The sequence below is a fragment of the Stenotrophomonas sp. 610A2 genome (genome assembly GCF_030549615.1).
GTDB classification, from domain to species: domain Bacteria; phylum Pseudomonadota; class Gammaproteobacteria; order Xanthomonadales; family Xanthomonadaceae; genus Stenotrophomonas; species Stenotrophomonas pigmentata.
Genome location: NZ_CP130832.1, coordinates 2,247,581 through 2,273,030, shown reverse-complemented (window position 1 = coordinate 2,273,030; position 25,450 = coordinate 2,247,581). Strand labels below are relative to the sequence as shown.

The following is a 25,450-nucleotide window of genomic DNA, read 5'->3' as shown; positions in this document are numbered from 1 at the left end:
CGTTCACCGCGCCGCCCTCGTGACACTTGGCGGCTGCTGCAATCGCTGGAGACATGCATGCAAACCCCTCGCCCGGACCTGGATTCCGGCACCCAGACCCGACACGCCATGCACGGCCAGTACCCGCGTGCCGAAACCGTGGACGATTTCCGCCACAACCTGGCACTGGTCAACGAACGCATCGCCGCGGCCTGCCAGCGCGCCGGCCGCGCCCCCGCCAGCGTGCGCCTGCTGCCGGTCAGCAAGACCATCGACGAAGCCCACATCCGCCTGGCCTATGAGGCTGGCTGTCGCCTGCTGGGCGAGAACAAGGTGCAGGAAGCCCACCACAAATGGGAGGCCATGCAGGACCTGGACGACCTTCACTGGTCGGTCATCGGCCATCTGCAGACCAACAAGGCCAAGCTGGTGGCGCGCTTCGCCCACGAGTTCCAGGCGCTGGACAGCCTGCGCCTGGCCGAAACCCTGGAACGGCGACTGCAGGCCGAAGGCCGCTCACTGGACGTCTTCGTGCAGGTCAACACCTCCAATGAGGACAGCAAGTACGGGCTGGCCCCGGAGGCCGTCGCCGATTTCCTGCAGGCCTTGCCGCGTTCCGGCGCATTGCGCGTGCGCGGGCTCATGACCCTTGCCCTGTTCTCGGCCCAGCCTGAGCAGGTACGTGCCTGCTTCGTGCGCCTGCGGGAACTGCGCGACACGCTGCGACAGCAGGTCCCAGCCGGCATCGGCCTGGACGAGCTGTCGATGGGCATGTCGGGGGATTTCGAGATCGCCATCGAGGAAGGCGCAACCGTGGTCCGGGTCGGCCAGGCCATTTTTGGCGCACGCGCGGTACCCGACAGCCATTACTGGCCGACGACCAAACCCACCGATTAATTCACCGGCTCAGCTCAAAAAGGCGAAGTCAGCCAGCTCTTACGGTCGTCAGGAAAGATAGACTGGGCCCCTACTCTAGGCTTCCCAGGTATGTCGATGTTTTCGTGGATTCTGGCCCTGTTGCTTGCATTGTTTTTGTGGGGCCTGGCTTCGGCTTACTTATGGTTGGTTGCCCGCCGTCAAACCGAGCGCCAGCACGGCCTGGCGGCATTGGCCGGCATGCGCTGGCGCGAGTTTTCCCGCATCGTGCACCAGGCCATGGCCGAGCAGCGCGACCTGCACCCGCTCACCGACGACGATGAAAACGACCGCGGCACCAGCAGCGATTTCCTGCTGCAGCGTGATGGCCAGCGCTGGCTGGTGTCGTGCAAACACGGCCGCGCCTATCGCTTCGACGCGAGCGCGATCCACGAACTCGCATCGGCCATCAGCCTGACCGGCGCCGTTGGCGGGCTGCTGATCACCGAGGGCCACGTCGAGCGCGATGGTCTGGCCGAAGCGGAAAAGAGCTCGATCGAAGTCATCGATGCACGCCAGCTGTGGCAGCTGCTCAAGCCCTACATGCCGACCGAAGCACATGAGACCGTGACCGGTATCGCCCGCCGCGAGGCGGTGCGCCATACCGGCATCGCCGGCCTGGCTGCAGTCACCCTCGGCCTGCTGGCCGGCATGGGCTACATGACCATGCAAGGAGACGCTCCGGCCGCCGCACCCGTCGCGGCGGCGCCACAGCTGACCGTTGAACCAGCTGCCGAAGCAGCTGCGGAAGGGGCCGCACAGCCTGCCGCCGAGCCCGCCACTGAACCGACCAAGGCCAAACCTGCGGCAGCCGCGCCGACCACCGCCCCTCACCCTGGCGACCTCGTGCAGGACCCGGACGCGGCCACCCTGCTGCGCTACCAGCAATCCGTTTCAAAGGCCTTGGCCGGCACTTCCGGCGTGGTCAGCGGCATCTGGCTGACCCGCTCCACCTTGTCGGTGGAACGCAGCGGCGAAGACGCCCAGGTGTGGCCGTTGATCTGCCAGCAGCTGCAACGCTACCCGGCGCTGCGCACCACCCGGGTGCAGCTCAACCCGCGCCCGGGCGTGGATGAGCCGGTGCGCTGGCGGCAGTGCAGCACGATCTGAGCAACAGCACCGTCCAGCCAGGCACCGGCCTGGCTGGACGGTGAATCAGACGGGTTGAATCAGCGTGCGCCCGGCGCGAAGCGGGCAATCAGGTCGTAGGCATCGCCGAGGAACATCTGCCGCACCCAGGTGATGGGCAGCTCGCCGCGCCAGGTCTGGCGGTCGATGACCAGACAGGCCGTGCCCACCGGCACCTGCAACAACGCAGCCTCATCGGCCGTCGCGGCCACCGCACTGATACGGTGCTGGCCGCGCGTCCATGACACGTTCTGCAGCAGCCAACTGCCCGGCGCGTGGACGGAGAAATCCACTTTCAGGGTTTCCGGCACCGCCTCGGGATTGATCAGGCGGCGCTCCAACGCCAGTGGCTTGCCATCGGCCAGATGCAGGCAACGCATCGCCAGCAACTTGCCCTCGCCCACCAACAGCAACTCTTCGGCCACGGCATCCTTGGCCTTGCGATGTGCGCGCTCCAGCAGCTGGAAGCCGTATTCGTGGCCGCGGTCGGTGACCGCCACCTCGATGTCGGGAATTTCCAGCGCCACCTGCTCAAGGTGAGGTGGCTGCCGGGCAACAAAGGAACCGGCGCGGCGGCGACGCTCGATCATGCCGCTCTCGGCCAGCGCGGTAAGCACCTTGTTCACCGTCATCCGCGAGCAGCCGTACTGCTCCATCAACTCGTGTTCAAACGGAATCCGGAAGCCGGGCTCCCATTCGCCGCTGAGGATGCGGCCTTCGATGTCACTGCGGATGCGGTGGTTGAGGGTGGGAGCTTTCTTGCCCTTCACTCGGGTTTCCTGAAAGAGGCGGTGTCTGGCCGAAAACCGACCTTAGCCCAGTATCCGCGCAAGCGCGGTACGGTAACGCGCGCTGATCGCATCACGGTTCACGTGACGACCATCGCGGACCAGGGCCCGACCGTTGCGCCAGACACTGCGAAGGGCGCCATTACGTGCGGCGAACAGCCAGCTGTCAAGCAAAGCGTCACCACTGCGGTTGAGCAGGGCCGGATGCTGGGCATCCAATTCAAGCAGATCAGCGGCAGCGCCCACACTCAATCCGGCCTGCACGCCCAATGCCTGTGCGCCACCCTCGCCGGCCTGCTGGTAGAGCCAGCGGCCGCTGGACAAATCGCCCGGCGAGAGCACATTGCGTCCGCGCAACTGCAGACGCTGTCCGTATTCGAGCAGGCGCAGCTCCTCGGCCGCATCAATCAATACATTGGAATCGGAACCGACACCGAAACGGCCACCAGCCTGTACGAACCCGCGCATCGGGAACAGGCCATCGCCCAGATTGGCCTCGGTAATCGGGCACAGGCCGACCACCGCACCACTGTCTGCCATCAACCGCACTTCCTTGTCGTTGACGTGGGTGGCGTGCACCAGACACCAACGCGCATCCACCGCTGCATTGGCGTAGAGCCATTCCACCGGCCGCTGGCCGCTCCAGGCCAGGCAGGCATCGACTTCGCGGGTCTGCTCGGCGATATGGATGTGGATCGGGCCCGGCGCCAACGCGACCAGCGCCTGCAATTCCTCCGGCGTGCTCGCGCGCAGGCTGTGCGGTGCCAGCCCAAGCACCGCATCAGGGCTATCCGCGAGCGCTCGCTTGCACCCCTGCAGCAGCTCGGCGAAACCATCGATATCGTGCAGAAAACGGCGCTGCGCCGGGGTGGGCGCGGCACCGCCAAAATCACTGTGCGCGTAGAACACCGGCAGCAGGGTCAGGCCCAACCCGGTTTCATCCGCTGCTGCGGCAACGCGTACCGACATTTCAGCGTGGTCGGCGTAACGGCCGCCATTCTCGGTGTGGTGCAGGTAATGGAACTCACCGACGCGGGTGAAACCGCTCTCCAGCATTTCCATATAGGCCTGCGCGGCGATGGCCTGGAAGGTATCCGGGTCCAGCCGGTCAAGGAACCGGTACATCAGTTCGCGCCAGCTCCAGAAGCTGTCACCTGAGCGTCCGCCAACCTCGGTAAGCCCGGCCATCGCGCGCTGGAAAGCGTGGCTGTGCAGATTGCCCAGGCCCGGCACCACCACGTCCAGACGCTGCGACTGGCCATCCCAGGCTTCACCGGCAACCACCGCGGTGATGCGCCCGGCAACGCTGTCGATGCGCACATCCTGCGCCCAGCCCTGCGGCAACAAGGCCTGGGCAGCGTGGAAACGAACCGTTGGGGCTGGCTTGATCGTTGTCACTGGACACTCTCCGATGGTCGCCGTTATTGTATATACAAATAGGCACGGAGAGGGACAATGCGCTGCGACACGCTATGGCACAACGCCAACCTGATGACCCTGGACGACGCCTCGGGCGGACTGGGCAGCATCCGCGACGGTGTTGTCGCCGCCCGCGATGGCCGCATCCTGCATGTCGGGCCAGCGGCAGATGCCCCTGCATTTGAAGCCGATAAACGCGTCGACTGCAATGGCCGCTGGATCAGCCCCGGCCTGATCGACTGCCATACCCATCTGGTCTATGCCGGCAACCGCGCCGGCGAGTTCGAGCAGCGCCTTCAGGGCGTGACCTATGCGCAGATCGCCAAGGCCGGTGGCGGCATCGTTTCCACGGTCGGTGCGACCCGCCAGGCGGATGACGCAGCGTTGATCAGCGCCAGCCTGCCCCGGCTGGATGCGATGCTGGCCGAAGGCATCACCACCCTCGAGATCAAATCCGGCTATGGCCTGACCCTGGCCGATGAGCGCAAGCAGCTGCGCGTTGCGCGCGAGCTGGGTGTACTGCGCAAGGTCGAGATCGTGCCAACCTTCCTTGGTGCGCATGCTGTGCCGCCCGGCCACGAGGCACAGGCCTACATCAACGAAGTCTGCGCTGTGATGATCCCGGCCATCGCTGCAGAAAGCCTGGCCGAAGCGGTCGATATTTTCTGCGAGAACATCGCCTTTTCACCGGCGCAGGCACAGCAGGTGTTCGAAGCAGCCAAGCAACACGGCCTGGCAATCAAGATCCACGCCGAGCAGCTGTCCAACCAGCACGGTGCGGAATTGGCTGCACACAATGGCGCATTGTCCGCTGACCATATCGAACACCTGGACGAAGCCGGCATCGCCGCGATGCGTGCGGCCGGCACCGTTGCCGTGCTGCTGCCTGGCGCCTATTACTTCACCCGCGAGACCGTGCTGCCGCCGATCCAGGGCCTGCGCGATGCAGGCGTATCGATGGCGCTGGCAACCGACTGCAATCCCGGCACCTCGCCACTGACCAGCCCGCTACTGACCATGAATATGGGCGCCACCTTGTTCCGCATGACCGTGGACGAGTGCATCGCCGGCTTCACCCGCGAAGCCGCACGCGCATTGGGCCGCGCCAACCGTGTCGGCAAGCTGGTAGCCGGCATGGATTGCGATCTTGCCATCTGGGACATCGACGCCCCCGCCGACCTGGTCTACCGGATCGGCTTCAACCCGTTGCATGCCCGCGTCTGGCGCGGGCAAACCGTTTAACCAAGCACGTTGAACCTCGCACCTTGAATCTCGCACTGCTGGAGCACGCATGAGCATTACCTTGACCCTCCTCCCCGGCCACGTTCCGTTGGCGCAATGGCGGCAGATCTATCGCGGCGCCAGTGTGCGCTTGGACGAATCCGCCCAAGCTGCGGTGCTGCGCAGCGCGCAGGTGGTGGACGCCATCGTCGCCAAGGGTGAGCCCGTGTACGGCATCAATACCGGCTTCGGCAAGCTGGCCAGCGTTCGCATCGAACGCGAAGACCTGGAAACCCTGCAGCGCAATATCGTGCTGTCGCACGCCGCCGGTGTAGGCGAGCCGATGCCGGTCGACGTCGTGCGACTGATGATGGCGCTGAAGTTGACCAGTCTCGCGCAAGGCGCATCGGGCATTCGCCCGCAGACATTGGCGCTGCTGGAAGCAATGTTGCAGAAGGACGTGGTGCCGGTTGTGCCCTGCCAGGGTTCGGTTGGCGCTTCCGGCGACCTCGCACCGCTGTCGCATCTGGCCAGCGTGATGATTGGTGTCGGTGAAGCCTTTATCGGCGGCGTGCGGATGTCCGCCGAAGCTGCCTTCGCGCAGGCCGGTCTGCAGCCACTGGTACTGGGCGCCAAGGAGGGTTTGGCGCTGCTCAATGGCACGCAGTATTCGACTGCCTATGCGCTGGCCGGTTTGTTTGAAATCGAAGTGGTATTCCATGCAGCGCTGGTTACCGGCGCCTTGTCGGTGGAAGCAGCCAAGGGCTCGGATACGCCGTTTGATCCGCGTATCCACAGCATCCGCGGGCAGCGCGGGCAGATCGCCACCGCAGCGGTGTTGCGCGAGCTGATGCAGGGCTCGGCGATCCGCGAATCGCACCGCGACAACGACGTGCGTGTGCAGGATCCATACTGCCTGCGCTGCCAGCCGCAGGTAATGGGTGCGGCGCTGGATGTGATGCGTCAGGCAGCGACCACCCTGGAAATCGAGGCCAATGGCGTCTCCGACAATCCGCTGGTATTCACCGATACCGGCGAAGCATTGAGCGGCGGCAACTTCCACGCCGAACCGGTGGCGTTTGCGGCAGACATGCTGGCGATGGCGGTCTGCGAGATCGGCTCGATCAGCGAGCGTCGTACCGCGATGCTGGTGGATCCTGCGTTGTCCGGCCTGCCCGCCTTCCTGACCCCGAAGCCGGGCCTGAACTCCGGCTTCATGATTCCGCAGGTCACCGCGGCAGCATTGGTTTCCGAGAACAAGCAGCGCGCCTACCCGGCCAGCGTCGATTCGATCCCGACCTCGGCCAACCAGGAAGACCATGTGTCGATGGCTGCGCATGGCGCACGTCGACTTATCGCCATGGCTGAGAACGCTGCCAACGTCATTGGCATCGAACTGCTTGCTGCCGGCCAGGGCTGCGACTTCCATGCGCCGCTGCGTTCGAGTCCAGCGTTGGAGCAGGTGCGTTCGACCTTGCGCGCGCAGGTGCCGACCCTGGTGGACGATCGTTACTTCCACCCGGATATGGTTGCTGCGACTGCATTGGTGCGCGCGGGTGCGCTGACGGCCGGCTTGGGTCTGCAGTTGCCGGGGGTTGATGTGACTGACAAGGCTTGATCGAAGCGTATGCAGAGCTGTCGGCTAGCGTTGGGGCCATATCGCGAAGAGCGCCCTCACCTGCCCTCCGGGCATCCTCTCCCGCTTGCGGGAGAGGCGACAGCTAGCAGCGCTGCAATCTGCCAGACCGAGCACAGTTCGCCGCAAGCCACGATGCAATCCCTTCTCCCGCATGCGGGAGAGGAGACAGCTAGCAGCGCTGCAATCCGTCAGGCCAGGTACAACGCGCCGCAAGCAGCCGATGCAGTCCCTTCTCCCGCCTGCGGGAGAAGGTGGCGCGAAGCGCCGGATGAGGGGAGCTTTTTGCACTCACCGCAAAGAGCGCCCTCACCTGCCCTCCGGGCATCCTCTCCCGCAAGCGGGAGAGGTGAAGGCTGGGGGCACCGCAATCTGCCATGCAACGCGCAAAGCAAAAATCGCCGCTCCGCCTTACATCAGGAATCCCCATGACGAACACCCCTGACTGGCTGCAGATCCACCACGGTCACGCTCCGCTGATCGTCAGCTTCCCGCATACCGGCACCGAGCTTCCTGCCTCACGGGTTGGCCACTTCGTATCACCGTGGCTGGCACGGCGCGACGCCGACTGGTGGGTGCACGAGCTCTATGCCTTCGCCAAGGCGCTGGGCGCCACCACCGTTCGCACAGCGATCTCGCGCTCGCTTATCGACGTCAACCGCGACCCCTCCGGCGCCTCCCTGTATCCAGGTCAAAACACCACCGGTCTGTGCCCGCTCACCACCTTCGACAACCAGCCGCTATACCGCGCCGGCCACGAGCCCGACGAAGCAGAAATCCAGTACCGGCGCGAAACCTGGTTCGATCCCTACCACGCGGCGCTGGCTGCCGAAATTGAACGACTGCGTACGCAACACGAAACTGTCGTGGTTTACGACGCGCATTCGATCCGCTCCCTGATTCCGCATCTGTTCGATGGCGAACTGCCGCAGTTCAACATCGGCAGTGCCGGCCCCAGTGGTGCGCCGGATACCTCCTGCGACAACGCGTTGACCGACGTGGTCGAAAACCTCTGCGCCATGAGCGGTATGTCGCACGTGCGCAATGGCCGCTTCAAGGGTGGCTGGATCACCCGTCATTACAGCAATACCGCCAACGGCGTGCATACCCTGCAGATGGAGCTGGGCTGCCGTGGCTATATGCACGAACCCGCACCTGAAGACGTGGACGAGCACAGCTGGCCCACGCCGTACGACCCCGAACACGCAACCCCCGTCCGCAACACCTTGCAGCAAGTGCTCGGCGCTTGTCTGGAATTTTCTACCAGGAGAAATGCATGACCCGTCACGACCCTACCCGCAACCCGCGCGCGCCGCGCGGCAATACGCTCAACTGCAAGTCCTGGCAGACCGAAGCGCCGTTCCGCATGCTGCAGAACAACCTCGATGCCGAAGTTGCCGAGGACCCGACTTCGCTGGTGGTGTACGGCGGCATCGGCCGCGCCGCACGTGATTGGGAGAGCTACGACAAGATTCTGGAAACCTTGAAGCGCCTGGACGACAACCAGACCCTGCTGGTGCAATCCGGCAAACCGGTCGGCGTGTTCCCTACCCATCCGGATGCACCGCGCGTGCTGATCGCCAACTCCAACCTGGTACCGCACTGGGCCAATTGGGAGCACTTCAACGAGCTCGATAAGAAGGGCTTGATGATGTACGGGCAGATGACCGCTGGCAGCTGGATCTACATCGGCAGCCAGGGCATCGTCCAGGGCACTTACGAAACCTTCGTTGAAATGGGCCACCAGCATTACGGCGGCAGCCTGAAGGGCAAATGGATACTCACCGCGGGTTTGGGCGGCATGGGCGGTGCGCAACCGCTGGCCGCATCGCTGGCCGGCGCCAGCAGCCTGACCATCGAATGCCGCCAGAGCAGCATCGATTTCCGCCTGCGTACCCGCTATGTCGACGAGCAGGCGACTGACATCGACGATGCATTGGCGCGCATCGCCAAGTACACCGCCAGCGATGAGGCCAAGTCGATCGCCCTGCTCGGCAATGCCGCCGAGATCCTGCCGGAACTCGTCCGTCGAGGCGTGCGTCCGGATTGCGTTACCGACCAGACCAGCGCCCACGATCCGGTGCACGGCTACCTGCCGATTGGCTGGAGCGTGGAGCAATGGCTCGCCGAACAGCAGGCCAATCCGGAGAAGGTGCGTGATGCCGCCAAGGCCGCGATGCGCGTGCACGTTGAGGCGATGCTTGCCTTCCATGCCGCCGGCATTCCCACTGTCGATTACGGCAACAACATCCGTCAGATGGCCTTCGACGAAGGCCTGAAGAACGCCTTCGATTTCCCCGGCTTCGTACCTGCCTACGTGCGTCCGCTGTTCTGCCGCGGCATCGGCCCGTTCCGTTGGGTGGCGCTGAGCGGCGACCCGGAGGACATCTACAAGACCGACGCCAAGGTCAAGGAAATCATCGCCGATGATCCCAACCTGCACCGTTGGCTGGACATGGCGCGTGAGCGCATCAGTTTCCAGGGTCTGCCCGCGCGTATCTGCTGGGTCGGCCTTGGACTGCGCCACAAGCTCGGCCTGGCCTTCAACGAGATGGTACGCAATGGCGAACTGAGCGCACCGGTGGTGATCGGCCGCGATCACCTGGACAGTGGCAGCGTTGCGTCTCCGAACCGTGAAACGGAATCGATGAAGGATGGCTCCGATGCGGTTTCCGATTGGCCGCTGCTCAATGCCATGCTCAATGTCGCCGGCGGCGCCACCTGGGTAAGCCTGCACCACGGCGGCGGCGTTGGCATGGGTTACTCGCAGCACTCCGGCGTGGTCATCGTCTGTGACGGCAGCGAAGCCGCCGACCAGCGCATCGCCCGGGTGCTTTGGAATGATCCGGGCACCGGCGTGATGCGCCATGCCGATGCCGGCTACGACATCGCCATCGACTGCGCCAAGGACAAGGGACTGGATCTGCCCGGCATCCTCGGCTGATCCAGCATCCTTGGCTGTGAACGCAACGGGCAGGCCGATCGCCTGCCCGTTGTGCTTTTGGCACTGCAGTCAAACTGCTTGCGCCGGCCAGAGCCCAGGTCACCGCAACGCCTGCACTCCCGGCTAACATCGCCTGCTTCAAGGCTGCAACCAATGCAGGCCTCCCGTTACGCGCATCCATGCGATGTGCTATTGAAGGCCAACGAACAAACCGATGGTCCCGCCATGCGTGGCTTGCTTGTCCTACTACTGTTATTCGGCGCGGGGAGTGCCTCAGCCCTGGACCTGTCGGTCCCCCCACCAGCGCGGCTGCAGGCCGCCGATGTCGATGCAGCCATGCCAGGGCTTGCAAGACTCACCTTGGCCCGCCTGTCCCAAGGCGACGAACAACAGCTGCTGGACACCCGCTTCCGCCTGCAGATTGTCGCGGGCCAGTATCCACAGGCACTCGAGAGCATCCGCAAGCTGCGCGCATTACGCGGGGATTCGACCCAGCAACCACCGCTTTACCTCCAGTACGAGATCTACGCGCGCGCCAAGCAGCTGCAGTTAGCGCAGCGGATCAATTTCGCCGATGCATGGAAACGCAGTTTTGCAGACAACTTCCAGCGTCTCGATGACCCAACGGCGCTGAAGGCCGAGTTCGCCTTTGGAACCAACCTGCAGCGGTTGCGCGAACAAAGGGACCGGCTGGTCGATGCTACCGAAAGCGTCGCTGCATTGAACGACGAACAAGCCGTCGCCTTGCTGCGTGCATGGCAGGTACACCGTGCTTACGCGGAATTTCTACCGCTGGCTCCGCAGGCGATCAACGAAGACGATGCGCGGCGTTACAGCATTGATCGCAACATCAGCATCACCACGCGCGATGGCGCACGCATCTCCGCCATCTCCATGCATCCGGCCAAGGCCACGAAGCTACCGGTGCTGCTCACCTTCACCATCTACGCCAATGACGACTGGGCCTGGATGGATGCGAAAACCATGGCTGCTCACGGCTACGGCAGCGTGGTTGCTTACAGTCGCGGCAAGGGCCGCAGCCCTGATCCGATCCGCCCGTATGATCACGATGGCAGTGATGCCGCAGCCGTGATTGCCTGGGCCGCCGCCCTGCCATGGAGCAACGGCAAGGTCGGCATGTATGGCGGCAGCTACAGCGGTTTTACCCAATGGGCAGCACTCAAGCGTGGCGCACCAGCGCTCAAGGCCATCGCTACCTCCGCAACCACTGCGCCGGGCATCGACGTGCCGATGGAAGGTGGGATCTTCCTGAACTTCATCTATCCGTGGCCCCTCTACACAACCAACAACACCTCGCTGGACGATGCCACTTATGGCGATAGCGGTCGATGGAATGCGCTGAACAGCCGTTGGTATCAAAGCGGCCAGCCCTATCGCGAGCTACCGAAGCTGGACGGCACCGCGAACCCCTTGTTCGAACAATGGTTGCAGCACCCAACCTACGATGCTTACTGGCAGGCAATGATTCCGCAAGGGCGCGAATTCGCTGAGATCGGCATCCCGGTGCTGGCGACAACCGGTTACTTCGACGGCGCCCAGATCGGCGCCCTGCACTATTTCCGTGAGCACCTGAAACAGCGCCCGGATGCCGATCACACGCTGCTGATAGGCCCCTACGAGCACTTCACCATGCAGACCGGCGTACCGGAACAGGTGCAGGGTTACAGCCCGGATCCAGTGGCGCGCATCGACCTGCAGGCGCTACGGTTGGCATGGTTCGACCACGTGCTGAAAGGCGCCGCCAAACCAGCATTGCTCAGTGACCGGATCAACTGGCAGGTGATGGGCAGCAACCGCTGGCGGCACGCGGCAACGCTGGAAGCCATGCCTACGCGTCAGCAGCGCCTCTATCTGGTACCGGGAAGCGAGGGCACTCAACAGCTGGCCGCTGAAGCTGCTCCGGCGCGCAGCAGCCTGCAGCGAGTCGATTTCCGCGACCGCAGCGATGCGGGCTGGCAAGCGCCACGCGATGTCATCAACCGGACGCTTGACCCGCATGCGGGGCTGGTGTTCCTCAGCGAACCGCTGACGCAGGAGACCGAACTGGCAGGCGCGTTCAGCGGCATGCTCGATTTCAGCCTCAGCAAGCAGGATGCCGATGTGGCGCTTGCCATCTACGAGCTCACCGCCGATGGCAACTATCTCGATCTGGCTTACTGGCTGCAGCGGCTCAGCCATGCGCAGGACCCGAGCCAACGCCAGCTTCTCGAGCCCTCACAACGTCACCGCGTACGCATCAGCGATACCCGCCTGATCGGCCGAAAACTCTCTGCGGGCAGTCGTGTGGTAGTCACCTTGGGAGTAATCAAACAGCCCGACCGCCAGCTCAACCTCGGCAGTGGCAAGGACCCCAGTGACGAAACGCTGGCCGATGCCGGCACGCCGCTGGAGATACGCTGGTATGGCAGCAGCCACATCGACCTGCCCGTTCGCGATTGAAAACCAGCGCTGCCAGCAAGCGCCGCGCGAAAAGTGCGGACATTCTCGGCAATTGCCAGGGATGTTCAGATGATTCCTGTAGCCAAAGCGCAGGAGTGGGTCCGGACGATTGCTGAATGAACTCAGCCAGGGCTGGGCCATTCCAGACCTGCAACCGGCCTCTACATTCTCTTGCCCATCGCCGGGCTAGAATCGGCCAGTAGCCCACAATGAGATTTGCCATGCTGGATCAGGATGCCCTGCTGGCCCCGATTGACGGACACGCTGCGACCGGTGAAGACCTGTCGTTTTCGGCCGAGTTCGATCGGATCATCGAAAACCGTCGTGCCGACGACCCCACCCTGGACCAAGGGGCGTGGCAGACCGACATCAAATACGCCGACTGGGGCAGCGTGCTGCGCGACTGCAACCAGTTGCTGCAGACCCGTACCAAGGACCTGCGACTGGCCGGTTGGCTATGCGAAGCAGCAACCCAACAAGACGGCTTCAGCGGCCTTGCTGCGGGCTTCCGGGTCACCGCAGGCCTGTGCGATCGCTATTGGGATGAGGTGCATCCCGTGGCGCACGACGGCGACTACGAAGAACGCATCGGCAACCTGAGCTGGCTGCTGACCAATACCTCGCAGTGGCTGCGTGCAATCCCCATCGCCGTCGCACCGCAGGGGCGCTTCAGTCTGGCTGATTTCGAGCACGCACACGCCAGTAATGGCGACCATTCCGATGGCCGCCCAAGCCTGGACGTTCTCGAAGCGGCGCGGCGCAGCACGTCGCACGATGTCTATCGGCAGCTGGTTTCCGCCCTGCCCGACTGCAGCCAGGCTCTGGATGAACTGCAGGCCGCCGTGGACAGCCGCCTGGGCATGGATGGCCCGAGCTTCAGCGCGGTACGCGAGCAACTGGACCACCTGCAGCGCACGGTCCGGCGCTTTGCCCGCGAAGCCGGCATGTTGCTCGATGGCGAAGTGGATGATCCCGCTGATGATGCTGGCGACACGTTCAACGCGTCCATCGCTGCTACCGAGCCAACAGTGAACAGCGCCGCGCCACGTGGCCCAGCAGGTGCCCCGACCAGCCGCAAGGAAGCCTTGGCCCAGTTGCGTCAGGTGGCCGAGTTCTTCCGCCGCACCGAGCCGCACAGCCCTGTCGCCTATCTGGCCGAGAAGGCCGCTAGCTGGGGCGAGATGCCGCTGCATGTCTGGTTGAAGCGCGTCATCAAGGACCACACAACGCTCGAGCAGATGGAAGAAATGCTCGATGTCAAAAACGAAAACGACGGGTTTTAAGCCCGTCGTTTCCTTTCAGAACTGACAAAGCGCAGTTACTGGATCTTGAACTCGATACGACGGTTGCGCGCGCGGCCGTCATTGCTGGTGTTGTCCGCCACCGGCTCATCCGGCCCCTTGCCCAACACATCCATATGCGTGCTCGGAATACCCTTGGACATCATGTAGCTCTTCACTGCAGCTGCACGCGCATGGCTCAAGGACAGATTGGATTCGCGTTGGCCGACGTTGTCGGTATGACCGATGATCAGGAAGCGGCTGTCCGGCATCTGCGCCATCTTGGCAACCATCTCGTCGAGGATGCTCATACCGAATGGCGTCAACCTGGCGCTGCCGCTCTGGAACTCGATGATGCGGTTGGCCAGCGTCTGATCGAGAACACCCTGCTGTGAGCCTACCTTCAAGGCATTGCTGACCGTGTAGCTGGTGTTGCTGGCCAGGCTGAGATCGCTGGCCACCTGCTGGCGCAGGGCTTCATTGGCCACCTCGCCGGTGACGCGTACAGATTGGCCGTTGACCTCAAGCTTGCCCGGCGACACGCGCTTGAGCCCCGGATTGATCATCCCGGCAACGTAGTCACCCCAATTGGGTGGCGTGGCGATGCTTTCGACCTGGATACGATCCACAACGCGCTCTGCGCCATAAACCGCCCGCAGATTGTTGAGCAGTTTGGCCTTGGTGGCCTGATCAGGCACCACACCTTCGATTATCACTGGCCGCTCTGCAGCCGACGGCGCCGTCACGGTTGCCGACGGTGCGGTCTGCGCGAACACAGGAGTGACCACCAACATCAACGCGGCGATATAGCTAACTTTGAACAAATGCATCGTCAGGTTCCCAGGAAGGTCTCGCCGAACAGCCGACGCGCTGTGACCAATGCAAGGTCATCGCGCTCGAGGAAGCTGCCGAAGCGGTTCAAGTTGTAGTCGCCGTGCAGGTAGTCGTCCACCCACTCCGAATGCTGCAGGTGAATCAGATAGTCGCCAGCTTCGGACGGATCCAAGGCCGCGCGCAGTACCATGCGATCCGCGCCATTGAAGCCGATAACCATGGTCGGCTTGGCATCATTGCGGATCAGCACCGCCAGCTCGAAGTCACCCCGGCTGACGAAGCTGGACACCAGATCCAGCCAGAACGCGGCCACAAGCGGCCGGTAGGCCGGGTCGCGCACCAACGGCAGCACCAAGGCCTTGTCGATGTTCACCTCGCCACCGCTCAACACCGGCTGCAACAGCAGACCCAATGCCGGCAACATCTGCCGCAACGAAACCTCACCATGTCCTGCCTCACGCAGGCGCTGCTCGAAGCTGGCGATGGTGGTGCCTTCGAGGAAGTCCTGGAAGCTGGCGTTGTAGTCGGCCGGATCGGTGCTGATGCTGAAGCGAGCATCAGCCAGTTGGCTCAGCGCCTGTGTTGCATCGGCATCTTCGTTCGCCTGCCGCGCCAAACGGGCAAGTCCAGACCATGCGTTGGACAGCGCCAAGGGGCTGCGGCCGATGAACGGCAGTGGCTCAGGTGCCTCCAGCCGCAATGCTGACAGCAGCGGGAAGCGCCGTTCAGAGGCATCGCGACTGGCCAGGAAGTGGCCGCACACAAGCATCTTGCTGCGCGAGCCGAGGAAGGCGTAATTGATCTCCGGCGCCTCGTCATACCGTTGCTTCCAGTCCGGGCTTTGGCTCAGCAGCTCCAATGATTCGCCAGCCCAGCGATCAAGCCAGCCAAGCAACTGGTGGTTGTCGGCGGCGCGCACGAAGTCACCGCGCGACGGTACCTTTCCGAAGTAGGAAACCCCGGCACTGACAACGCGACTCATCGTCCACCTCCCGCAGCCTGCTGCGGCGCCGCTGGCGCACTTGCAGGTGCTTGCCCGGCAGGCGCAACCGGTGCCGCGGCGGCAACCGGCACGCCACCGGCCACCCGCTCCGGCAACTGCAGGCCACGCTGCCAATCGCTGCCATCAGAACCCGTGCCAGCACGGCGCACCACGCGCATCTCCACGGTCACGGCAACGCCGCTGCCTTCCCAGGTGATACGGCTGGAATCATCAAGGCGTTCGTACTGGCCTTCTGACATCAGACGCTTGAAGCCGTTCGAGCCCGGCGCGTTGAACACCTCCACGGTGCGCCCATCACCCGTAACCGCCGAAATCTTCACCCCAGGAATCTGGCCTGCGTTCGGGTATTGCATGGTGGTCCACTGCGGCGGCGTGTTGCGATAGCGCAGCTGCTGGCCATCGATCTCGATGGTGTATTCCACCGCACCGGTTGCAGGCGACGGCAACAACTCAAAGATAGTCGTGTCCTGGGCAGCGCCTGCACCCGCGCCACTTACCCAATTGCCATAGTTGGCGACCAGTTCGGAAGACAGGTTGATACCGATGCCTGCCCAACGACGCGCTTCAAGCAAGGGACCGCGCTGGAGGACCAAAGCCCCCATTGCGTCCTTGTTGAAGGTGGCGATGCTGCCGCTGGCACCGAAGATGGCAGCGATATCGCTGGCCGCAGCATCCACATCCGAGTTCAGGTTGAACGGATACTGCTGGCCGATGCGCGCCTTGAAGGGATCGTAGACCTGGGCCTTCCAGGTCTTGTTGACCTCATCCTCGGTCGGAGAAACCAGGGCTGCAAAGGTCTGCGTCAGCGGACGCAACAACAACGGACGCAATGCCTCGCGCTGCTTCTCGTCCAGCCCGTTCAAGACCTGCTCGTCGACCAGCGCCAAGGCCACGCTCAGCTCGGAGCCCTCATTGCTGAAGGTGTCCTGCATCAGCTTGCGTGCCCCAACGCCGACGTCGCCTTGCGACTTGATGGCGTTCAAGCGTGCCCGCAGCTTACCCAAGGTATCAAAGTACGCCGCGATCACCGCTGGCTGATCACCGCGCGGCATGGTCAGCCGTGCGATGCCTTCAAACGCCTTGCCAATCGGGCCCACTGGCGCGGCGGCGGCGGCGGCCGCCGGGTCCTTGCGCAGGATGGTGCGCTGGAACCAGACCACGAAGCCCTTGCCGGATTTGCTGGAACGCGCCTGTGCAGGCGGGTTGTCCCAGATGGTCTCCTCGTTGATCTTCTCAAGCAAGGTACGCAGCGGCGAGTTGCTGGCATCACCAAGGCGGTTGATGCGCGCCGTGGCCTCGTCGAAGGTATTGAACTCGGCAACACTCAAGCCGGCAACGAACTTGCCCCACTCGCGTGCGTATTCCTGCTTGTACATCGTTACCAGTTCACGCGACACGTGTTCCGGGCTGCCGGCCAGCGACAGGTCGCTTTGCTCGGTCGTGCCCAGCACCCAGTCGGTGGTGCTCAGCTGGGTATTGGCCGCTTCCTTGATCGCGTCCTGCACATAGTCTTCCCAGGCCTTGCGGCTGAAGGCGCCGGAGATGGCATAGCTGCCGTTGATCAGGCGCGCATTGCGCTCCTCGCCCACCAGACCATCCACCGTCACCGTGCCAAAGCGCGCACCCGCGCGCGCCTTGATCTGCGCGAACACGCGCTCCATCGCCGGCTGGCCCTTCATCACCTGCGACAAGGCCTGGCGTGAATCGGTAACCAGCGTCACCTTGTTCTGCACCTGCGGCCAGCCCGGCTTGCCTGCCTGCGCCACATAGAAGGTCATCAGCTTCTCAGCGGCCCGCACCATTTCCTCGCGGCTCATCTGGCCACGGTTGGCTTCCAGCCAGTTGCGCCAGAACAAGGTCAGCTGCTGCGACAGATGGGCGCCTTCCACATACTTGGGGTTGCCCAGCATCAAATAGGTCTTGAGTGCGTTGTAGGCGTCGTTGGTGCTGGTCGGCGATGCGTTCTGGTACAGCGTCTCGCTCTCCGCAGCCCCAGCGTTGGACTGGCCGAGCTTGTCGCGTTCGGCAACCACCTGCCCAAGATAGTTCTCGAGGTTGGAAACCGTGGGCGCCAGCATTACCTGCTGCATGCCGTGGTTGTACTCACGCAGCAGCTTCTCGCGGATCGCGTCGCCCTGGTACAGGCCCAGGCTGGTGGTGATGCCGCCTTCCTTCTTGTAGCGGTCCAGCTGTTCCATGCGGTCCTGCAACAGCAGCAGCGCATCAACGCGGGACTTCAGATCCATGCGGTCCTTCTGCACGCGCACGGCCTGGTCCAGATCCTTGGTGGCATTGGCCACCAGCTGCGCATTGGTGGTGTAGGACCAGGTCCACAGGCCAAGCCCAAGCGCGAGCACACCTACAGCGCCCAGGAACACGCCGTAACGCAGGCGGTTCTGGTGCGGGCTTGCGTACTGCCGCACCAGATCGCGGTCGGCAAAGATCACCTTGCGGAACAGGTCCTTCAGGAAGAAGGCGGTCTGCCCGCTTGGTGCCTCGTCCACGTTCGAACCGCGTTGCAGGCCAAACTGCCTGCCCACGCGTTCGGACGCATGGTGGACCGAGCGACCTTCCTGCAGCGCACTGCTGAAGTAGAAGCCGCGGAACACCGGTTTGAACTGATAGGGGTTGTCTTCGAACAGCGTGGCGATGAAGGTCCGCAGCGCGGGCTTGATGCCAACAAACTCCAGCGGCAAAGACAGCAGGCCCGGCGATACTTCGCGCCCGCGCTGCATCGCCATGTGGGTCAGGCTCATTTCCTTGATGCCGTCGGCCAGCTCGTCAAAATGCTTGTCGAAGGCCGTCAGCGCATCACCCTGCTGCTGCACATCGGCTGGCAACGTCGCGCCCCAAACGTTCTCGCGTTCGCCCGGATCCAGATTGCCGAAGAACTCGCTGAAACCGGCAATCAAGTCGGCCTTGGTGAACAGCACATACACCGGCGCGAACACTTCCAGCTGCTCGGTGACTTCCTGCACACGCTGGCGCAGGTTCTTGGCCAGCTCCATCGCAAACTCGGGCTTGCTGCCAGACAGCTCGGCAATGCTCACCGCGATGATCACGCCATTGATGGGCGCGCGCGGACGGTTCTTCTTCAGCAGCCCGAGGAAGGTCAGCCATTCCATGCGGTCTTCGGTACTCACCGAATAACGGCCGGCCGTATCCAGCACGATTCCGTTGGTGGTGAAGTACCAATCGCAGTTGCGGGTACCACCGATGCCCTGGATGACGTTGCTGCGGTTGTCCTCGAACGGGAACTGCAGCCCGGAGTTGAGGATCGCCGTACTCTTGCCCGCCGCCGGATTGCCGATGATCACGTACCAAGGCAACTCATACAGCGCAGCTTTGCCTTTGAGCATACCCATCCGCGAGGACTTGATCTGCTTCACCGCATCCAGCATGCGCTTGCGCAAGGCTTCGGTATCGGCACGCTGCGACGGTTGCGCGTTGGCCACGGCCTTGTCGGCCTCGCCCTGCACCATCGCCTCCACACGCCGCGCCGCGCGCCGCGCCATGATCCGCTTGATGATCCAGACGATCAGCGCAATGACCAGCAGCGCTGCAAGCACGATCGCCGCCCATATCCCGATCTGCCTGGCCTCGGCCTCACCGTATTTGGCCAGCCCAGCGGCGCCGATAAGACCAATCACCATCCACAAGCGATAGTCGCGCAGGTAGTAGCTGAAATTGCTCAAACTCATGCAAGGAATCCAGGGTTCAGGAGACTGCCGGCATTACAACCGCCAGCGTCGGGGAAGGAAGCGGCTCTACGAGGCCAAACAAACGTTGCTGCGCGTCGGCAACGCCCAGCAACACAACTGCCTCGGACTGGTGCTGCAGCTGCGCTTGGGCCAAGGCCAACAAGGCGACCGGCAACACCGGGCCAAGCTCACCAGAGCACAATGCCAGGGCAAGACTCTGTGAACTGAAATCAAGATCAGGGTTGATCGCAGCCGTGACTGCCGCTGTATCAACCAGCGATTCAGGGCGTTGATCGGAATCGTGCAGCACGAACTGCACCCGCGCCGCGTCGGCTAGCAAAGGCTGCAACCACTGCGTTGCCGCGCTGGCGAGCTGACGGCGGAGCTCTGCAGGGCGCGTGCCGTGAACCGGCTCCAGACGCTCAAACTGCGGCCGCCAGAAACGCGCTGCGCCCTCGCCTGCAAGCTGGCTGCTGGCCAGCAACACACCAGCGGCACCCTCGCCCGGCACGTGACCGTCGGCGTGTTGCGCGGTTGCAAGCAGGCCGCGCGCCAACCAATTGTTGATGACTGCAGCGTCTATCGCCGAATAGCAGGAAGCGAGCAAGTGCCAGCGCGGTGTGCCCGAGCTCAAGGCATCCACAACCCGCTGCAGATGTGGCCACACATCACCGGAACGCTCGAACACACTGATACGCACATCAAACCGCCGCGCATCCAACCCGGCCTGCAGCGCCTGCTCTTGCAGCCATGTCTGCGCCCAGTGACGCAAACCGTCCGACCAGGAAGGCGAAACGACGAGCTCTACGGTAAGGACATTCTCGACCCGATCTTCTTCGCGCCGACGCAGACCAGCAATCACAACTTCTTCACCACCAACAATTGCCGGAATCGCGCCATAAGCCGCGTCGAGTAATTGTTCGAGAACAGGCTGCAACAACGCTATCGCGCGCCGCTCATGGGCAGCGGTATCAATCGTTCCTTCGCGTTCAGACAACACCGCCCACTCGTCAAGACCAGCGACGGCACTCACACGAATCGGAAGATTGTTGGCGTCGCGGAAACGCGTGTCCAACTGCGGCCGTGGCAACGCCGAGGCGACGGCCAACACCGCGCTCGCATCGTTTCCCACAGGCAGGTGAACGCTTCCTGCGGTGATTGCCACCGAGGAAACATGCGTGCTGTTGGACTCGACTGCAGCAGCAGGTACGGCCTCTTCGGCATTCGCGCTTGCTGCAACCGCCTTGTCAACGCCACGTGAAAGCATGCCGCGCAGCATGTAGCCCACACCGCTCAACCCCACCGGCAATACGCCGAGGTAGGCCAGCATCTGCATGCCATTGGGGGTGGTGCCACTGCTACGCCAGTACATGATGGCCGCCGCCCAGGTGGCGACAAAAACCATCATTACGCTCCCCGCGTTCTTCAACCATCCTGCCATCAGTCGCTGTGCTCCATGCGCTGCTCCTGTACCGCGTGTTGCGCTCAGCCCAACCCAGTGCTGCTCTGTGTGGCCATCAACGTGGCCCCACATGCAGTGCGATCTCCGTCACGTGCTACAGGCTGCCCGTCGATTACGACGGTAGCGTCACCACTGATAATTGAAGTTGCCCCGTGCACCGCGCAGATGGCGCGGTCCCCGATGCGGGAAACTGGCTTTCCATTCACGTCTGTCTGGGCAGTGCCAGACACCACGCTACCGCCATGACTTAACTTGTCGCCGACAACGATAAACGGTCGTGCCATGCATCACACTCCTTGATTCGCCGTGACCCGGTCTTTCCATCGCCCCTGTCCAACGGCGACCCGAGTCATCACCGGCGTACGATACCAGCACTTGTTCGCGCTTATAAGCCTTGGCGTCGCAGTTCATCACGCTTCGCGTTGCGTGCCACCTTGCATCGCGCCGTGGCCTCTACGTGCACATAGTCCTTGATGCTGCGCCAGTTGCCGCCCCAATCCAGACCTGCCTGTTCAGCAAGCTCACCGTACAGAAAATAACCGCGGCGGGTCCACGGATCTTCCATGTCCCATTGCAGACGTCCGTCACGAATTGGCGCACTGTCCACACCCAAACCGTACTGGTGACAGCTTTGCCAGGCGCCGGCACGTGTCGCCTTGCCACCGGCCATCAACTCGGCCTGTCGCTCGGGGCTGCGATAGCCTTCGATCAACACCATCTCGTAACCATACTGACGGCGCATGACTTCGTAGATAGCCAGAACGCGTTGCTGCAGATCCGGATCAATCTGGTTCCATTTGCGATCAGCAGTGACTATCTCTGGTCGCAGGCGGCGAATTTCAGTTGTCGTGAACACTTCCGGCGGCGGCGCAGGCGGCGGCGTCAAGCGCTCACCGCGCAACAACTGCGCAACCATGGAACCGGACTCGGCAAGATCATCACCGCGGAAATCAGACAGCACCACTGTCTGTCGTGACATCAGAATTATCACCGGAGGAATACACAGCAAGCCTATCGCGATGGCCAGCACGGGCCAGTGACGACGCAGCATGCCGCGCACACTCACAACTTCTTCACGAACCCCACTGCGCACACGCGCAGCACCTGCGCCAGCGCGACTGCCTGCACGTCCCGCCCCTTGTCGCACTGCAACCCAGCGCGCCCGCAGACGCGCAAACACCGGACCCAGCGACTCAGGGAACAACAGGCTCCAGCAAAGCAATGCAACAAGGAGCAACAGCACAATGGCTACAACGACAATTACAGTCACCGGTCCTCCATGACGACAATGCAGGTTGACGCATCGAGAGGCTTACTCTACAAATGCGCGTATTCGTTTCGGCACTAGCCGACTCAAACCAAGGGCTGGAAGCACTTGAATAATGGCGGAATAAATCGGCCGAGTCTGCTCTCAGGGGGAGCGCAGAACAACGGCCCGGCACCGAACACGGGCCGCATTCTCGCAGACATGGAAGGTCGACAGGTTGCCGCATCATCGCGCGCCACCAAAGACCACTCCCCCCAAAGCCGGCGCGTCTGGTTGTGGGTTGGTGCGGGTTGCGCACTGCTGCTTGCATTCACAAGCGCAACACTGTGGTGGCTCTCAAGCAGCACCACACAGGACGATGCCGAGTACTCGTTGAACCCTGACGCAGTTCCAGATTCGTCTGCAACTTCTGTCACCGGACACCCCGACGCACCCGCAGCTGCAGGCAGCAATGGCGCCGCGATGATTGTTGATGCACCCGACACCACGGATGCCAACAGCCGCAATGCAGCTACGCCCACGCAGGCGCTGCCTGCGACAGCAAGTACAAGTTCAAGTGCAACGGCTGCAACTCCTGCAAGAGAAGCGCGTGCGCAGCGCGCACCAGCAGCCGCACGCACCGCTGCAGGCAGCAGGACGCAGGATGAGAACCTGCTCGGCACGCTGCTGGGCATCATCAAGGAAGAAGAAAGCAAGAAGAAGAGAGCTGCTGCAGCGCCACAGCCTCAGACCATGGACGATCTGATCGCGAAGATCGAAGCAGACGACAAGAAGCGCGCCGATGACGAACGCGTCGCGTTCGAGCAGGTGGCAACGCGAAAGACTGCTTCAACCGAATCGACCATCCAGACCCAGCTGCGCGCCTGCCCTGGTGCGAACACCACCAAGGGTTTGGAGTGTCGCGCGAAGATCTGTGCAGGGGTACGTGGAAGGGATCCGGCTTGTCCTGCTATGTGATGGCGTGTGTGCTGCGCTTGGGCATCGACGGGAAGTCAGCAATTCCCGAACGACGCTGACTCAGCCATCGGGAGGCTCTGCACTGCTTCTCAACGAGCCCGCCTAGGCGGGCTTTTTCTTAAGCGAAGCAGGCATCGAACTACAAGGGGTCTGTACCGCCCCTTCCGCGCTTCCGCTCACGATGAAGCTGCCTCATTCTCGCCACTACGTCCGGGCGCTCACCAAACTGGTCGATGTATTCAGGCTCTTCCCAACGCCCCTCGTCATTTGGATCAAATCTACTCTCCGCAACGGTCGCGGGCGAAAAATGGGGCGTCGCACATGTTGCCATAACCAGCCAACGAGTTAGCGCCAATACCCCATACCAAGGAAACAGGAAGTGTCTTAAGGGAAACAACGACCTGCCAAGCAAGAAGCAGGTCCAGCGATATGAGTTCCTAAAGCTGTTCTTCATGGACAGCGCAACGATCTTATCCGACTCGTGAGCAACAGCATAATCGGGCCCACCGTCCATATACCTGTTAATAAATTCCCAGCGACCACGAACTCGCGAAGGATCGTCAGTGAAAGTCCCCACAGTAAACGTATCTACGATGATCCGATTTTTATCTAAAATATGGCAACGAAGGTCGCACAACTCTTTGTTCTGATTGCCCCAGCCCACAAAGAAGAAGAGATGCTCACTTCCCCAGGAAACAACAACCTCGCCATTCGCGCCGTTATTCCTAAAAATATGAACCTTCCTCGTCAGCCTGTTGAATCTAATCGGATAATAACGGCATGCAAATAAGTCGTGTCGAAGCACCAGGTTCCAAAAAAAATATACCAACCCGCCCGCCAGTGATAGAAATAGAACCACAACCGTGAACTCGGTCAATGTTGGATTCACCGGAAAGACCAAAACCACAGCACAAATAGCAACAACGGCAATGAAAAGGCTAAGAGCACCTGCGGCGAATGTCGGGATGAAACCTTTCATTGAAAATGTTCTATCCACGAAGTCCGCATATGTCGGGTTAAGGGATATCAGTGATGCGGAGTCATCTGGATGGAAATCACCGCTTACCCCCTGAGCAAGATGCTCTTTCTTTTCGACATTGAGTATCCCTCTCCCAGTCTCAAATTTTGGATACCAACCTGTCAACATATCAACTCACTCCATATGCACGCAGATACCCATCCGTCGCTTGCATAACTACCATTACAGCATTGAAATTTACGAACCTCGACCAGCTACAGGAAGACCGCAATCGATTACGGAATCTCCAGTTAACAATACTGCTTCTGCTACCGATTAATAGCGAAAATAGAAAGGACCGAGCGCTGGCGGATCATCCGGCCGAATAGAAGTCATAGTCTTCTTGCGCAAATTTATTTCCTCAGGGTTCTTCCAACCAACCGAAGTGAACACAATCTCCGCCATCTTCACAAACGGAAGATACTTCCTGGAAACACTCCAGCCGATTAGTGAAAAAATAGCTGCACCTCCCAGCATCACAAAACCAATAGTAACCACCAACATGGCGACCTCACCTCCGCCACCTATAGCCCAAAAAAAAGTCAACATTACAACGGTGACAATCGCTACAACCAATGACATCCACAGCAACCCCCTGATTGTTGTCTTAACATGCGCCGATCGACCGGACACAACGTGAGGGAAAAGAGCGATGATCCGGTCACGTGGACGAAGCACGGCGAATGCCCGCATGTAACCATCGGCCTCTTCCGCCACCACTTCAACCTCATCCCCATCCTGAAACGGGTTCGCCCATAAAATCGCACGCACTGCCTCATCGCCCAACTGAAAAGTCAGCGCAAAAGCCTCCTCGCGCATCTCTTCCATAGACATAGCCACCGTCCCAGCAGCTAGCCCGCTCAATCCGGCAGCAGCTGCCAGCGTTCCGGCAAGCGCACTGCGCTTTTGCAACTCCTCCCCCTGGAACGCGTCAACCGTTGTTATTTCAACTTCAAGGTTGCGCATGGTGCCCACCAGAACTCGCACCGATGACGCCGCTTCAGTGTTCATCTTTATCCTCCACCGAAATCCCCGCCCCGCTGATCGAAATGCAGCGCGCAACCAGAACTTGCGCCGGAAGGATTACTAGTTTCCAAGTGATTCGTTATCCACGGCCTACGGTCAGCCGACAGCGGGGCGACGTCCCCCAAAGCGCGTCGAACATGACGTCGATCGACCAGCTACCGTCGAAATGCTCACCGGCCACCAACGGGTGTCGATTTGTAAGATGCTTCTTCCCTCGCCGACGCTGATTGAGCTTCATCAGGCAATACACACGGCAGACACGCTTGTGATTCCAGACCAAACCGCGGCGATGAACCCATTGAAACAGCTTGCCGAATTTGCCCGGACATCTCCAGGAAAGCCTGGATCAAGTTTACGGGCAGGCGACATCGGCTCCAAAGTTGCGAAACTGCTATGCACCAACATTATCAAA

Annotated in this window: 19 protein-coding genes and 1 pseudogene; 9 read left to right on the top strand and 11 right to left on the bottom strand. The window is 62.0% G+C overall.

What is annotated here, in order from left to right; genetic code table 11:
• Positions 1 to 108 precede the first annotated feature (108 nt).
• A complete protein-coding gene (locus tag Q5Z11_RS10240; RefSeq protein ID WP_303750011.1) occupies positions 109 to 876 on the top strand; it encodes a YggS family pyridoxal phosphate-dependent enzyme in 768 nt (255 codons plus the stop codon).
• Positions 877 to 972: 96 nt separating this feature from the next.
• The gene (locus Q5Z11_RS10235; RefSeq protein WP_303749883.1) at positions 973 to 2,004 is read left to right on the top strand and encodes a restriction endonuclease; all 1,032 of its coding nucleotides are present in this window, start codon (positions 973 to 975) and stop codon (positions 2,002 to 2,004) included.
• Between the two features lie 59 nt (positions 2,005 to 2,063).
• Here Q5Z11_RS10235 and hutC read toward each other — a convergent pair whose 3' ends face one another.
• Together hutC and Q5Z11_RS10225 are read right to left on the bottom strand one after the other, a co-directional pair.
• A complete protein-coding gene (hutC, locus tag Q5Z11_RS10230; protein WP_303749882.1) occupies positions 2,064 to 2,792 on the bottom strand; it encodes a histidine utilization repressor in 729 nt (242 codons plus the stop codon).
• A 42-nt stretch (positions 2,793 to 2,834) separates the two neighbouring features.
• A complete protein-coding gene (locus tag Q5Z11_RS10225) occupies positions 2,835 to 4,199 on the bottom strand; it encodes a formimidoylglutamate deiminase (RefSeq protein WP_303750010.1) in 1,365 nt (454 codons plus the stop codon).
• Positions 4,200 to 4,265: 66 nt separating this feature from the next.
• Between Q5Z11_RS10225 and hutI the strand changes: the two genes are divergently transcribed.
• The 6 genes from hutI to tssA all read left to right on the top strand — a co-directional run bounded on the left by hutI (position 4,266) and on the right by tssA (position 13,773).
• Positions 4,266 to 5,471: an imidazolonepropionase gene (hutI, locus tag Q5Z11_RS10220; RefSeq protein WP_303749881.1), complete on the top strand. Its 1,206-nt coding sequence runs from the start codon at positions 4,266 to 4,268 to the stop codon at positions 5,469 to 5,471.
• Positions 5,472 to 5,520: 49 nt separating this feature from the next.
• The gene (hutH, locus tag Q5Z11_RS10215; RefSeq protein ID WP_303749880.1) at positions 5,521 to 7,068 is read left to right on the top strand and encodes a histidine ammonia-lyase; all 1,548 of its coding nucleotides are present in this window, start codon (positions 5,521 to 5,523) and stop codon (positions 7,066 to 7,068) included.
• A gap of 446 nt (positions 7,069 to 7,514) precedes the next feature.
• On the top strand, positions 7,515 to 8,366 hold the full coding sequence (gene hutG, locus Q5Z11_RS10210; protein ID WP_303749879.1) for an N-formylglutamate deformylase: 852 nt from the start codon (positions 7,515 to 7,517) through the stop codon (positions 8,364 to 8,366).
• Complete coding sequence (hutU, locus tag Q5Z11_RS10205; protein WP_303749878.1) at positions 8,363 to 10,030, top strand: urocanate hydratase; 1,668 nt, start codon at positions 8,363 to 8,365, stop codon at positions 10,028 to 10,030. Before hutG ends, hutU begins: the two co-directional genes overlap by 4 nt.
• Before the next feature lie 78 nt (positions 10,031 to 10,108).
• On the top strand, positions 10,109 to 12,490 hold the full coding sequence (locus Q5Z11_RS10200) for a CocE/NonD family hydrolase (RefSeq protein WP_303749877.1): 2,382 nt from the start codon (positions 10,109 to 10,111) through the stop codon (positions 12,488 to 12,490).
• A gap of 221 nt (positions 12,491 to 12,711) precedes the next feature.
• Complete coding sequence (tssA, locus tag Q5Z11_RS10195) at positions 12,712 to 13,773, top strand: type VI secretion system protein TssA (protein ID WP_303749876.1); 1,062 nt, start codon at positions 12,712 to 12,714, stop codon at positions 13,771 to 13,773.
• Positions 13,774 to 13,808: 35 nt separating this feature from the next.
• Here tssA and Q5Z11_RS10190 read toward each other — a convergent pair whose 3' ends face one another.
• The 6 genes from Q5Z11_RS10190 to Q5Z11_RS10165 form a co-directional block, all read right to left on the bottom strand.
• Positions 13,809 to 14,564: an OmpA family protein gene (locus Q5Z11_RS10190; protein ID WP_405051688.1), complete on the bottom strand. Its 756-nt coding sequence runs from the start codon at positions 14,562 to 14,564 to the stop codon at positions 13,809 to 13,811.
• 38 nt (positions 14,565 to 14,602) lie between these two features.
• Positions 14,603 to 15,586, bottom strand: coding sequence for a type VI secretion system-associated protein TagF (gene tagF / locus Q5Z11_RS10185; protein ID WP_303749874.1), 984 nt, complete (start codon positions 15,584 to 15,586; stop codon positions 14,603 to 14,605).
• Positions 15,583 to 19,308, bottom strand: a complete 3,726-nt coding sequence (gene tssM, locus Q5Z11_RS10180; RefSeq protein ID WP_303749873.1) for a type VI secretion system membrane subunit TssM — start codon at positions 19,306 to 19,308, stop codon at positions 15,583 to 15,585. The genes tagF and tssM overlap by 4 nt, the downstream gene beginning before the upstream one ends.
• Positions 19,309 to 19,324: 16 nt before the next feature.
• Entirely contained in the window at positions 19,325 to 20,716 is a 1,392-nt protein-coding gene (locus tag Q5Z11_RS10175; RefSeq protein ID WP_303749872.1) for a hypothetical protein, read from the bottom strand.
• Between the two features lie 77 nt (positions 20,717 to 20,793).
• Positions 20,794 to 21,054: a PAAR domain-containing protein gene (locus Q5Z11_RS10170; protein ID WP_303749871.1), complete on the bottom strand. Its 261-nt coding sequence runs from the start codon at positions 21,052 to 21,054 to the stop codon at positions 20,794 to 20,796.
• Positions 21,055 to 21,155: 101 nt separating this feature from the next.
• Positions 21,156 to 21,749 carry a M15 family metallopeptidase gene (locus tag Q5Z11_RS10165; protein WP_303749870.1) on the bottom strand — a complete coding sequence of 198 codons (594 nt, stop codon included), beginning with the start codon at positions 21,747 to 21,749 and terminating at the stop codon, positions 21,156 to 21,158.
• Between the two features lie 750 nt (positions 21,750 to 22,499).
• Here Q5Z11_RS10165 and Q5Z11_RS10160 point away from each other — a divergent pair.
• Positions 22,500 to 22,994, top strand: a complete 495-nt coding sequence (locus Q5Z11_RS10160; protein ID WP_303749869.1) for a hypothetical protein — start codon at positions 22,500 to 22,502, stop codon at positions 22,992 to 22,994.
• Positions 22,995 to 23,133: 139 nt separating this feature from the next.
• On the opposite strand, the gene Q5Z11_RS10155 is transcribed toward Q5Z11_RS10160, so the two are convergent.
• The 3 genes and pseudogenes from Q5Z11_RS10155 to Q5Z11_RS20745 all read right to left on the bottom strand — a co-directional run.
• On the bottom strand, positions 23,134 to 24,141 hold the full coding sequence (locus Q5Z11_RS10155; protein ID WP_303749868.1) for a DUF6708 domain-containing protein: 1,008 nt from the start codon (positions 24,139 to 24,141) through the stop codon (positions 23,134 to 23,136).
• A 147-nt stretch (positions 24,142 to 24,288) separates the two neighbouring features.
• Positions 24,289 to 25,023, bottom strand: a complete 735-nt coding sequence (locus Q5Z11_RS10150; protein ID WP_303749867.1) for a putative type VI secretion system effector — start codon at positions 25,021 to 25,023, stop codon at positions 24,289 to 24,291.
• Between the two features lie 136 nt (positions 25,024 to 25,159).
• Positions 25,160 to 25,384, bottom strand: a pseudogene (locus Q5Z11_RS20745) (IS3 family transposase); the annotation flags it as partial.
• Positions 25,385 to 25,450: the final 66 nt, after the last annotated feature.

What these genes read in the sequence shown, in the direction of transcription:
- Q5Z11_RS10240 (WP_303750011.1), top strand. Translation starts at nt 109, where the DNA reads ATGCACGGCCAGTACCCGCGTGCCGAAACCGTGGACGATTTCCGCCAC.
- Q5Z11_RS10235 (WP_303749883.1), top strand. Translation starts at nt 973, where the DNA reads ATGTTTTCGTGGATTCTGGCCCTGTTGCTTGCATTGTTTTTGTGGGGC.
- hutI (WP_303749881.1), top strand. Translation starts at nt 4,266, where the DNA reads ATGCGCTGCGACACGCTATGGCACAACGCCAACCTGATGACCCTGGAC.
- hutH (WP_303749880.1), top strand. Translation starts at nt 5,521, where the DNA reads ATGAGCATTACCTTGACCCTCCTCCCCGGCCACGTTCCGTTGGCGCAA.
- hutG (WP_303749879.1), top strand. Translation starts at nt 7,515, where the DNA reads ATGACGAACACCCCTGACTGGCTGCAGATCCACCACGGTCACGCTCCG.
- hutU (WP_303749878.1), top strand. Translation starts at nt 8,363, where the DNA reads ATGACCCGTCACGACCCTACCCGCAACCCGCGCGCGCCGCGCGGCAAT.
- tssA (WP_303749876.1), top strand. Translation starts at nt 12,712, where the DNA reads ATGCTGGATCAGGATGCCCTGCTGGCCCCGATTGACGGACACGCTGCG.
- Q5Z11_RS10190 (WP_405051688.1), bottom strand. Translation starts at nt 14,564, where the DNA reads ATGTTGGTGGTCACTCCTGTGTTCGCGCAGACCGCACCGTCGGCAACC.
- tagF (WP_303749874.1), bottom strand. Translation starts at nt 15,586, where the DNA reads ATGAGTCGCGTTGTCAGTGCCGGGGTTTCCTACTTCGGAAAGGTACCG.
- tssM (WP_303749873.1), bottom strand. Translation starts at nt 19,308, where the DNA reads ATGAGTTTGAGCAATTTCAGCTACTACCTGCGCGACTATCGCTTGTGG.
- Q5Z11_RS10175 (WP_303749872.1), bottom strand. Translation starts at nt 20,716, where the DNA reads ATGATGGTTTTTGTCGCCACCTGGGCGGCGGCCATCATGTACTGGCGT.
- Q5Z11_RS10170 (WP_303749871.1), bottom strand. Translation starts at nt 21,054, where the DNA reads ATGGCACGACCGTTTATCGTTGTCGGCGACAAGTTAAGTCATGGCGGT.
- Q5Z11_RS10165 (WP_303749870.1), bottom strand. Translation starts at nt 21,749, where the DNA reads ATGTCACGACAGACAGTGGTGCTGTCTGATTTCCGCGGTGATGATCTT.
- Q5Z11_RS10160 (WP_303749869.1), top strand. Translation starts at nt 22,500, where the DNA reads ATGATTGTTGATGCACCCGACACCACGGATGCCAACAGCCGCAATGCA.
- Q5Z11_RS10155 (WP_303749868.1), bottom strand. Translation starts at nt 24,141, where the DNA reads ATGTTGACAGGTTGGTATCCAAAATTTGAGACTGGGAGAGGGATACTC.
- Q5Z11_RS10150 (WP_303749867.1), bottom strand. Translation starts at nt 25,023, where the DNA reads ATGAACACTGAAGCGGCGTCATCGGTGCGAGTTCTGGTGGGCACCATG.